Here is an 11,264-nt window from a genome sequence, read left to right as displayed (position 1 = left end):
TGCTTCTTCCACATTTTTATAGTAAAGATTCAATTGCCGATAGACAATAGTTATAGGATAATAAGTGAATGATAGGAATCTAATAAATAGGAGTAATTAGAAAAATGGACATTTATTCTTATCTTGTTGTTCAACAAGCGCCATATTTTGAATCAGGGGATATTATTTCCTTACATAAACCAGAAACAACCTTTGGCAGGAAATCGAGTACTTTGACACCTGATATATCCTTTAATAATATTTTTGTTTCCAGGAAGCATTTCACCATTTTCCTTAGGTCGAACAATATTTATATTAAGGATTTGGCTAGCAAACACGGCACTTACCTTAATGATAAAAAATTAAATCCTTTTAAACCCGTTCAACTCAAAACCAACGATAAGATCTCATTTGCTAAAAATTTAGTTGTTTTATCATTTTCACTTAGAGATTTTGAGCAAACCTCTGAGCTATCAATCCTAAATATAGACAATCTCGCGAAAACCGAGCCTAAACTTGACTTTCTTAAGCAAACATTACACATTCAACATGATACTATTTCCTTAACTGAGAAGGAATTCAAGTTCATAGATATTCTTTTACAAAGAAAAACATTTATATCGAAAGAAGAAATTATTGAATATGTGTGGCCGGAAAGACAAATAGCGGGTAATAACGAATACTTGGTTGGGAATGAAGAAGTGAATGCGCTCATTTATAGGCTAAGAAAAAAATTACCGAATACAATAAAAATCAACACGATTAGGGGCAGAGGTTACACACTAACCATGAAAGAGGATAGGATCCCATCTGTTAGCAGGTAAATAAGAAATGCCCTAGCGCCTTGGTCAGCCTAGGGCAAATAAGTCAATTTTGAAGAGAAGGCGTTAGTTGCCTTCTCTTCAAAATTAACTAGACCCTAGAGGGGCTAGTCGCTGGAGCTGGACACTAAGTACGAAATTATATATTTTCTTTCATGTATACAAAAAACAGCTGACATAAATGTCAGCTGTTTTTATATACTTTATGCTAAGACGTTTTCATAAGCTTCTTGATATTTTTGAATATCACCAGCACCCATGAAAACCAATACAGCATGTTCATGTGCTTTAAGCACAGCAGTACCATCTTCCTTAATAAGACTTGAATTATCAATTTTTTCAAGCAAATTATCAATTGATAACTTTCCAACATTTTCACGTGCAGAACCGAAAATATCACATAAGTAGACGTAGTCCGCTCTTTGTAAGCTATCCGCAAACTCATCTAAAAAGGATTGTGTTCTTGTAAATGTATGCGGCTGGAAAACAGCGACAATGTCACGATCAGGATATTTTTGTTTAGCAGCATCAATTGTTGCGTTAATTTCGGTTGGATGATGTGCATAATCATCAATTAAAATTTGGTTTCCAATTCGTTTTTCATTAAAACGTCTTTTAACACCTTCAAATGTTTGAAGTCTTTGTTGAATGATCTCAACATCAACTCCTTCATAGTGACATAGTGCAATAACTGATAATGCATTTAATACACTATGATCTCCGTAAGAGGTAATGTTGAAAGATGCATAAAATGTATTACGAACAAATACATCAAATGCTGTACCATCGGTTGATTTCACGATGTTTCTTGCTTGAAAATCATTATCTTCATTAAATCCATAATAAACAACTGGTACTTTTGCCTGAATTTGTTGCAGCTGTTCGTCATCACCACATGCGATGATCCCTTTCTTCACCTGAACAGCCATTTCCTGAAATGCACTGAAAACATCTTCAATGCTTGTAAAATAGTCAGGATGATCAAAATCGATATTTGTCATGATCGCATAATCCGGCTGGTAGGATAAGAAATGTCTGCGATATTCACATGCTTCGAAAATAAAATACTTGCTTTCAGGAACTCCACTACCTGTACCATCACCAATTAAAAACGATGTAGGTTCAGCGCCTTTAATTACATGTGAAAGCAATCCGGTTGTCGATGTTTTTCCATGTACACCCGTAATACCAACACTGATATATTTTTGAAGGAATTCTCCCAAAAAGCGATGATATCGAATAACAGGTAAGCCCTGGTTTTGTGCTTCAACAATTTCTTCATGTGTATCCGGATACGCATTTCCTGCAATAATCGTTAATCCTTCTCTAATATTTTCTTTTGAGAAGGGTAAAATTTTAATATTTCGTGCTTCAAGTGCTTTCTGTGTAAATACTTTTTTCTCTATATCAGAGCCCTGAACTTCATAGTTCATATCATGTAAAATCTGTGCAAGGGCACTCATTCCAGTCCCTTTAATTCCTACAAAATGATAAACAGTCATAATTAGAACCTCCAACAAACGTCTATCTGATTGACAGTATATGACGCTTATCTTGATTTGCAACCCGTTGTATAGTAAACGTCTCTTAGGAAATACAAACATTTCTTGTTTTTTCCCTAATATGTAATCAGCCTACAAAATTATATTATACCATTAGCCATCCGTAATGACTATGAAAAATCGAATTACTCTATTGAACTCAATTTCACCTTTGTACAATTCCAACTATATTTTATGGAATATTTCTTTAAAAATGTACGCCAACTATCAGGACTTTTTTCGAAGTGTATATGTAATTCATCCATCATCATATGATCATGTTGAATAAACATATCACTTATTAAAAATAAATCATCAAATACAGGAATTGAGCGTAAAAAGACCCATTCATTATCATGTAAATCAGGAATTCCTTCATCGAGCTTTATTGTGCAGATTTCATTCGTTAGTAATTTCTTTGCATGTATATGTGGTTTATCATATTTTATTACTTTAAATGGTTCAAGTACACTAGCCATAAATAAAGCATGTACGACAGAATCCAGTGGATGCTTCATGCGGTTCCCGTATTTAATATAAGTTTGATAGTTGGTCAAGCCTTTTATCGTTAAATAATCAAACGTAAACCAGTCTTTAAATAATTGCTCTTGAGATAAAGTTAAAACCGCTGATTTCTCATTCAAAAGCTTTTTAGTTAAAATATGTTTTGCTTTTACTTTTTCCCTTATGTTTACATGGCGGTCAACATGTGTATGGACCGCCTTTAAATGGTCACATATAAAAGTTGTGAGTTGATTTTCTTTTTCTTTTCGAAGAGCTTGTAGATAAACAATATTATCCATACAAAAAACCTTACCTTTTTAATCGTATCTTATCATATTTTTTAAAGCACGTGGGTTTCGTGAATTGCATCTAACTCTTCTTCAGAGATTAACACATCTCTTGGCTTGCTTCCTCGATTTTCGGAGATAATTCCTTGTTCTTCCATCATATCGATTAATCTGGCGGCACGATTGTATCCAATTCTAAATCTTCTTTGCAGACTGGATGTTGATGCACCACCCTGATTTACGACAAACTCACAGGCCTCAAGGAATAGCTCATCCTCTTCTGATTGAATGGTCGCTTTTTTTACCAATTCATCTTGATGAAATAAATAATCAGGCTTTGATTGAAGCTTCACATGTTTCACAACTCGCTCAATTTCTTCATCTGATACAAAGGTACCTTGAAGTCTAACTGCTTTTGATGAACCATTTTCCAAAAACAGCATATCACCTTTACCTAATAATTTCTCAGCTCCATTTACATCAATAATTGTCCTTGAATCAACCTGTGATGACACAGAAAACGCAATTCTTGTTGGGATATTTGCTTTAATTAATCCTGTAATAACATCAACAGATGGTCTTTGAGTTGCAACAATAAGATGAATACCACATGCCCGTGCTTTTTGAGCAATCCGACAAATCGCTTCCTCAACATCATTTGGAGCAACCATCATTAAATCAGCTAACTCATCTATGATAATGACTAGATATGGTAAATGCTCACCTTGTCTGTGCTCTTTGACGAGCTGATTATATCTTGTAATTTCCCTGGTACCGGAGTGTGCAAATAATTCATAGCGTCTTTCCATTTCCTCCACAGCCCATTTTAATGCAGCTGTTGCAGCTTTTACATCTGTAATCACCGGACTTACAAGATGAGGAATTTCATTATAAGGTGCTAATTCAACCATTTTTGGGTCAATTAGCATTAATTTCACTTCATGTGGTGAAGCCTTATATAACAAGCTAATAAGAATAGTATTGATACACACACTTTTCCCGGATCCGGTTGCTCCTGCTATCAAACCATGTGGCATCTTCTTTAAATCTGTAACAGCTGGTTGTCCGGCAATATCTAAACCTAATACGGCAGTCATCGGTGAAGGATTTGAACGAAACTCAGTACTTCTTAAGATTTCCCGTAAGTAAACCATCTTACTTACTTTATTAGGGACTTCAATTCCTATTGTATTTTTCCCTGGGATTGGTGCCTCAATTCTTATGTCTTTAGCAGATAGGCTTAATTTAATATCATCACTCAAATTTGTTATCTTATTTACCTTTACTCCCGGCTCAGGATGTACTTCAAACCGTGTTACAGAAGGTCCTTGTGTAACATTTACAACACTGGCTCTCACATTAAAGTTTTTTAATGTGACATTCAAAAGATCTTTTTGAGATTCTAGCCAAGTATGATCTTCGATTACTTCTCTATCCGCTACATTTAAATAGTTAAGTGATGGAAATTGATAGCCATGTTCCTGACTTTTCTCTCTTAATTTTTGCTTATCTCTCCCTAACATCATCACATTAAATGGAGCTGACTTGCGTCTAGGTGTGTTTTCACTATGACTATGGCTTGTACTATCTGGTTTCTCCTGTTTCATACTTTCTGTTTCTGTCTGCTCTTCCTCAGTTGATGGAGATTGCTCTACAATTATCGTATTTTCAGCATGTATGATCTCATCATGCTGTTCACCTTCTTGTAGAGTTTCTTCTAGTTCAATGATAGCTTCATTTTCTTCATATCGGTACTCAGCCTGTTCTTCATGCTTCGTTATTTCTTTTAAATTTACTTGATCATCATGTATTTGTTTTTGATACTCTGTTTTTACAATCGTTAGAGCCTCATCTACAAGATCTTCTTCCTCAAGTTGAATTTCAGTTTTTATTTCTTTACTATCAATCTCAAAAGTTAATGATGTATCCTCATCTTCATCTTCATCAACTGCAGTAAGTTGATCATCTGGAAGATGAGCAGGCTGCTGTTCATCTCTATGTACTTGTTCCATGATATGATTTGGTTCATATGATTCTTCAAGTTCTATTGAAGTGATCTTTTCTTCCACGGATTCTATTGTTTCAGCTGCAAGCTTTTGTTCATGATGATTCCTATTGTTATCGAGGTGAATTGGCCGATTCTTTATCCTCTCATCTCTAGGCTGAAACCCATAAACCGGTGATGGAATAGCTGTTGGATGAAACGGCCTTTTCTTTGCGTATGTTATTTCTTTCTTTTCAACCGCCGATTCCTGTGCCTGTTTATATCGATCGAAGCTTTTATATTCTTGAGTTTTTTTCTCAGCTTGCTTCCTTTGATTGTTTTCTTGATTGTCTTTTCTTCTTGGACGTTCAACTCTTTTTATATGTCTTTCATCAGGAATAATAGGAAATCGAAAATTCCCTTTTGGATATTGATAGGAAACTCTTGCCTCAGCTTTCATCTGCTGACGGTTTTCCCATTCAGTTGTTTTTGGATCGCTAAGAACATTTTTTACTGATTGATGCTCTTGATGAGATTTTGGCTGATGCTCAAGAGCATCTGTCTCCGTTTCTTCTTCATCTCCGAACAATAGTGAAACCATTTTTTTAAACCAACTCATATTATCACTCTTTCAATATAATCAAAATATGGCTCATCCCATAATCAAGGAGCCATTTATTTAAGAACTAAAAAATATCTCTTCTATTGTATCAATAAATGTCTGAATTTGTAGATATAAGTGTAAAAGAAAATTATGTTTCACCATTTGTATTCATAAAAAAAGAGGTACCAATGCAATTGTTTATGATTGCTCGGCGCCTCCTTTTTCATTTATATGTACATGTTACGTTTCAATTGTTTTTTTATGGGTGTTAATAAAGCCCTCTATTTATGGTTACATTCATACTATTTAAATCAAAGCTTGGGCTTATTTTTCCCTAAAATGAAGATTGGCTCCAACTCATTGTTTTCATACAAGAATGACAAAGCTGTAATAGGAACTCTTCCGCTTGCGAAAAAGCTCATCGTTAATTGAGCCAAAATGTCATATCCCGTTTCGTTTTGAATGTCAACAATAATGAGGACATCCTGGTGTGGAACAGCAACAGCCATTTTCCCAACCATTCTTTCTTTATACGAATGGAGAAGACTTTCATTTAATATACGGCTTGCATCGTAACCATCATTAGCATTTAAGAAATAGAAAACATTTCCTGCGACATGATCTTCTTTCACACTTGTCTTTAATGACCTTATATTAAATGATGCAATCTCTTTGATTTGCTCAATATTCCAATTTTCCCTTTGCATCATTTTCTCATCAATCAGCCTATAGGTATTACCTAGGTCAAGCGCGTAATAGATTCGTGTCTCAGCTGTGTGGTCTGTATAAACTAATGCAATGCCTTCATTGCTTTCAGTTGGAAAGGAAGTTGAGCGGATAACCGGAAAAATTGATTTTTCCTTACCTGTTAGCTCCTGCTGATTTTTCATTGCATGAAGAGCTTCTTCAACATAATAAACAACTTCATCTATCGCATTTTGGTTTTTTGTCTCCCATTTGGCTATAATGCCTGGCATTGACAGCGTTACACCTTTTTTGGTTTCATCGTCTTCTATTCGTAGTGTGTCTTTTTCACGATCAAAATGAAACTTTAAGCCTTGATTAGAAAGTTGGTTTTTTAGTATTTCGACTAATTTTCTTGATGTCATTTTCATCTCTACCCCTCCTTTCTAAACACTTTCACATCTCTTTATATTGAAATACTATCAATAAACTCCTGAATTTGTTCTTTCGATTTACGTTCTTTATTAACAAAACGACCTACTTCTTTTCCTTCATGAAATGCGACAAAGCTTGGAATTCCATAAACATTCAGCTCCGCACATAAATCAATGTACTCGTCACGATCTACATAATAAAAAGTAAATTCGCTATTTTCCTGCTCTATCTCTGGTAGAATAGGTTCGATTACTCGACAGTCCGGGCACCAATCAGCAGAAAACATCAGAATAACCTTTTCTTCTTGTGTGATCTTTTTATATTCATCAATGGATTGTAGCTGTTTCATTGTTAGTCCTCCTTTATTCATGCAACCTTACTTTTTGTTACATATTATAGTTTATATGATATCCTCTTTTGATTCCACTTAGCCACCTTGCAAAATGTGTTTTTCGAACCTAACTAACAAAAAAACCCGTGGTAAACACAGGGATTTTCTTTCCTATTGAACAGATTTCACAATTTCCATCATTACTTGTACATCATCGTGCAGATTATGTGCTTCCGATTCTGTCGTAAGCTTTGTCCCACCTAAACCAACTGTTACTTCATACAAGTTTTTATCAACCTTGACTACAAATATATATCCAAATTCATTATCTCTTTCAAATGTTTCAGATATGAAAGGTTCTTTATATTGTTCCGCTAGTGTTTCAAAGGAAACCTTACTGCTTTCATCTTCATTTTGATTAACAAAAAGAATAAAGCTTTGATTCCCCTTTTCAAGCAGAACATTCGCTTTTTTTGTTTCTTTCACTTGAAAATCATCTGGAATATAATAGGAAAACAGGTCAGATGATTCATTTGACTTTTGTTTCTTACTTGAAAAAGCTTGTTCTGCATTTTCTATCGTTTCTTTCTTTATTTCTTCACTTGATGGCATACAGCCTGTTAAAATAATTAAGACAATTCCACTTAAAAAGCAAGAAAATATTCTCATATAAATCCTCCTCTAATGAAAAGACAACTTAATCTCCTCAGGATTTACCCACCCTTCATCCACGATAGGAAAAAAGGCCCTATTTAATTCTACCTTTAATTTTTTCTATTTGACAAGTTTTATGGTGTATATTGTTTACATAGTAGGAGAATTACATACAACATAAAAGACTAGGAACATCTCCTAGCCTCTCTACCTTAATAAGGATATAATTCATCAATACTTTTTGTTTTAGCTCTTGAAAGAATTTCAATTCGAGTCATTAATTGTTTCTTAGAGAAATTGATTAGTTCTTGAGTAGCTGTTTTTCCTTTTTCATCCTCTTCAAAGGCCATTCCTTCCTCGTTTAAAGCTAGAGCCAGAGGGGCCAATTCTTCCATTTTTTTGATTACCCGATCAAAAAGCTGAGGATGCTCACTAATTAATCGTTGAAGCAAATACGTCCCATATGCAATATGCCTAGATTCGTCTTTTTTTAAATATTCAATACCTTTTAATAATCCGGGCATGATCCCCATTTTGTTTAATCCATCTGAGAAAACTTTATACCCTGTTTCCGCTAATACTCCTTCTGAAAACATATTATATACAGTAGCTGCATCAGCAAGTGCTTCCGGAGTAGGATGATTCCACAGTTGTTCCATTGTATCAGGGAGGATTTCATAAAAAAACTTCCGATATGTTTTTGAATGCAGGTGTGTTAAATCTTCTCTTTCACCCAACTCATCTAAAACTTTTCTAAATAGTTCTGTATGCTTTGCTTCATCATAGAGAAAGGTTGTTAAAAACAATTCCTCCTCGATTCTCCCTTCAATAGAAGCAATTTTAAGAAGGGGTAGTAAATCGTGTGTTACGGCCTCTTCTCCTCCTTGAAACTGAGCAAGTAGTTTTATAATCCAATCGCGATGTCTCGTAGAAAGGTTTTTCCAATCCTCTTTGTCTTGCGTAAAATCTATATCTTGAGGATTCCATGCTCCGAATTTTTTTGCTTTTTGATATAACTGATACGGGAAGGCCGTTTCCTTTATTCCTCTTGTACTCGTTGTAATGAGTTTCTTTCTCATAGATATTACCCTCCTTTTACACTATGGTATGAGGGATATACAATTGTGTATAGACAACCGCTCTTGTTTTAAAAGAAACATGTTAAGAATTGATAAGCAATAAAAATCTGTTTAATAGATAATAGGAAATTTATCTTTCTCATAGACTACTTCAAATATTTTGTACAGGCCTATAAACTCTTCAAAGGTCATATCCTCACTTAATTCAAAATGCGATAAAAACGCATCTACTAGTTCTACATCCATAAACCTCAGTACCTGTGAAGACATCAATTGTTCATAGTATGGTTGTATGTTTCGATGAGCATCATGATCGTCAAGTAAATCCAGAAATTGTTTTTCAGTCATAACTTTATCCCTCCTCTACATATTTAAGTAAACGAGATAGTTTATTCGCAACTCTACTTTCAGGTTACGGATACAAAACTATTTTTCATTAAATTAGTTATCTATTTTTAAAATCAGGCTAAGGCAAACTCATTATTTTATGCACCTTTTCTATCATTACTATCTAAAATAGAGTATAAAAGTTTTTATAAAACGTATACGGAGAACGTTAGATTGGAGGATTAAATAGGTTATGTCAAACAGTGAAAAACCAGAATTGTTTTCACTCTTAAAAAAGCTGGGTTTCCAACTAGAGGGAAAAGTGAATAAATATATTCAAGATCAATTGAATAAAGAAGAAGTAGCTCTTACTGCCAATACAGCTGGTCACGTACTTGCACACTTAATTGAAGCCATACATGACTATGTTGAGCAACTGTCTTCACAATTAAATTTTCCTACCAAAAGGGATGTAGGACGGTTAGGAAAATTAATTGTTCAGTCCGAAGATAAGCTGGATAACGTTGAGGAGGAGCTACATGAGGTTTTGAATTTAGTCAAAGAACTTAAAATGATGATCTTACAGGATGTTAAAGACATCCCAACTCCACTAGAAGGGTTAGAAACGACAATTAAAAATAGAGTGTTACCATATAAGCAAAAATTAGCAGCAAAATCAAATACGAATACACTAAAAGAGGAATTACAAAGAGAACTAATGAAGCCGCCGGGTCAAGTGGATTTAAAGGAAATAAACAAAAAGCTATTGAATCGACTTCAAGAAAAACAGGCTAATAAATGGGGGAATTAATATGAATAATCAGCATAATTCCGGCCCAAAGTATGACCTTGAAACAGAATTAAAAAGATGGAAGGGCTTTTTAAACGCTTGGAACCGCCCGACTCCAAAGATTGGTGCTACTCCCAGGGAAGCGATTTGGAAAAAAACAAAGCTACTTTATGGTATTACGCCCCTGTAGAAAAAAAATATAATGTTCCTCTTTTTCTCGTCTACTCCCTTGTTAATCAGCCGTTTATTTTAGATATGGCACCTGGAAATAGTGTCATCGAAAATTTCACACGAAATGGATTTGAAGTCTATTTAATGGACTTTGGTATCCCTGGATATGAAGACAAAGATATATCTGCAAGTGACTATGTTGTAGATTACATTCAAAAAGCAGTAAAAAGAGCACTTCGACACTCTAAAGCAGATGAATTAACCATTATCGGATATTGTCTTGGCGGTACATTAGCTACAATGTACGCAACGATTGCTGAGGAGCCCATCCGAAACCTCATTTTAAATGTTTCTCCGATCGATTTTGAGGTCGTTCCTTTTTTCGATAAACTAGCTCAGGCAAGTAAAGAGGATAAACTAAATATTAATAGGCTTTTAGATGCTGTTGGTTTAATTTCCGGCCATTCCATGAAAGCCGGAATGAGAATGGTGACAAATCCGATTTATTTTAGCCCATACCTTTCTTTACTTAATAAAGCTCATGATGAGAACTATGTTGAAAAATGGAAAAGATTAAAAACATGGACAGATGGGCATATTCCTTTTTCAGGTGCAGCTATGAAAGAATTAATGAATGAATTAGGGAAGAAAAACAAATTAATTGATGGCGGATTAATCATTCATGGAAAAAAAGCAGAACTAAAAAATATTCATGCCAATCTATTGGTCATCTCCACTGAACATGATCGTCTTGTCTTAAAGGAACAAAATATGCGTGTTATTGATTTTGTTTCAAGTAAAGATAAGACATTTTTATTGGAAGATGGTGGACATACAACAAGAGCAAATGATAGAGATCTGCCCTCCTATTTAGCTAATTGGTTGCCTCAACGCTCAGAACCAATATGAACAAAAGCGCAAGCACCTTGATCAGCCTCGGGCTTATGACCTCGAGGCAGTCAAAAACGCGACGTCCTGTCGCAAAGACTGCACTTGCACATCCTGTGCTTCGGAGCTAGATGTCGCACACTTATCCACAGTTCAAAAAATTTTATCATTTCCTAGACGAAAAC

General features: G+C 34.8%; 12 protein-coding genes. 4 read left to right on the top strand and 8 right to left on the bottom strand.

Going from position 1 to position 11,264, the window contains the following annotated elements; translation table 11 throughout:
- The first annotated feature begins 104 nt into the window (after positions 1–104).
- Entirely contained in the window at positions 105–803 is a 699-nt protein-coding gene (locus AC0L8O_RS04065; protein ID WP_473446699.1) for an FHA domain-containing protein, read from the top strand.
- A gap of 200 nt (positions 804–1,003) precedes the next feature.
- Here the strand turns inward: AC0L8O_RS04065 and murC are convergent, their stop codons facing one another.
- From murC to AC0L8O_RS04025, 8 genes are all read right to left on the bottom strand, one after another.
- Complete coding sequence (gene murC / locus AC0L8O_RS04060; protein WP_473446698.1) at positions 1,004–2,302, bottom strand: UDP-N-acetylmuramate--L-alanine ligase; 1,299 nt, start codon at positions 2,300–2,302, stop codon at positions 1,004–1,006.
- A 185-nt stretch (positions 2,303–2,487) separates the two neighbouring features.
- Complete coding sequence (locus tag AC0L8O_RS04055; RefSeq protein WP_473446697.1) at positions 2,488–3,144, bottom strand: hypothetical protein; 657 nt, start codon at positions 3,142–3,144, stop codon at positions 2,488–2,490.
- Between the two features lie 41 nt (positions 3,145–3,185).
- The gene (locus AC0L8O_RS04050) at positions 3,186–5,735 is read right to left on the bottom strand and encodes a DNA translocase FtsK (protein WP_473446696.1); all 2,550 of its coding nucleotides are present in this window, start codon (positions 5,733–5,735) and stop codon (positions 3,186–3,188) included.
- Between the two features lie 296 nt (positions 5,736–6,031).
- The gene (locus tag AC0L8O_RS04045; RefSeq protein WP_026561346.1) at positions 6,032–6,835 is read right to left on the bottom strand and encodes a DUF1444 domain-containing protein; all 804 of its coding nucleotides are present in this window, start codon (positions 6,833–6,835) and stop codon (positions 6,032–6,034) included.
- Positions 6,836–6,870: 35 nt separating this feature from the next.
- Positions 6,871–7,188, bottom strand: coding sequence for a thioredoxin family protein (locus AC0L8O_RS04040; protein WP_026561345.1), 318 nt, complete (start codon positions 7,186–7,188; stop codon positions 6,871–6,873).
- Positions 7,189–7,341: 153 nt separating this feature from the next.
- The gene (locus tag AC0L8O_RS04035) at positions 7,342–7,839 is read right to left on the bottom strand and encodes a hypothetical protein (RefSeq protein WP_473446695.1); all 498 of its coding nucleotides are present in this window, start codon (positions 7,837–7,839) and stop codon (positions 7,342–7,344) included.
- Positions 7,840–8,036: 197 nt separating this feature from the next.
- Entirely contained in the window at positions 8,037–8,903 is an 867-nt protein-coding gene (locus AC0L8O_RS04030) for a R2-like ligand-binding oxidase (RefSeq protein WP_473446694.1), read from the bottom strand.
- A gap of 111 nt (positions 8,904–9,014) precedes the next feature.
- Positions 9,015–9,251: a hypothetical protein gene (locus tag AC0L8O_RS04025; RefSeq protein ID WP_473446692.1), complete on the bottom strand. Its 237-nt coding sequence runs from the start codon at positions 9,249–9,251 to the stop codon at positions 9,015–9,017.
- Positions 9,252–9,483: 232 nt separating this feature from the next.
- On the opposite strand from AC0L8O_RS04025, the gene AC0L8O_RS04020 reads away from it, so the two are divergent.
- From AC0L8O_RS04020 to AC0L8O_RS04010, 3 genes are read left to right on the top strand one after another with little or no spacing between them, the layout of a single operon-like run.
- A complete protein-coding gene (locus AC0L8O_RS04020) occupies positions 9,484–10,041 on the top strand; it encodes a hypothetical protein (RefSeq protein WP_473446691.1) in 558 nt (185 codons plus the stop codon).
- 1 nt (position 10,042) lies between these two features.
- Positions 10,043–10,210 carry a hypothetical protein gene (locus AC0L8O_RS04015; RefSeq protein ID WP_473446690.1) on the top strand — a complete coding sequence of 56 codons (168 nt, stop codon included), beginning with the start codon at positions 10,043–10,045 and terminating at the stop codon, positions 10,208–10,210.
- Complete coding sequence (locus tag AC0L8O_RS04010) at positions 10,168–11,100, top strand: alpha/beta fold hydrolase (RefSeq protein WP_473446689.1); 933 nt, start codon at positions 10,168–10,170, stop codon at positions 11,098–11,100. The genes AC0L8O_RS04015 and AC0L8O_RS04010 overlap by 43 nt, the downstream gene beginning before the upstream one ends.
- Positions 11,101–11,264 lie beyond the last annotated feature (164 nt).

The sequence above is a fragment of the Metabacillus sp. KJ11-3 genome (assembly GCF_055808295.1).
The sequence above is the reverse complement of the archived record's forward strand: the minus strand, read 5'-3'. Positions and strand labels throughout refer to the sequence as shown.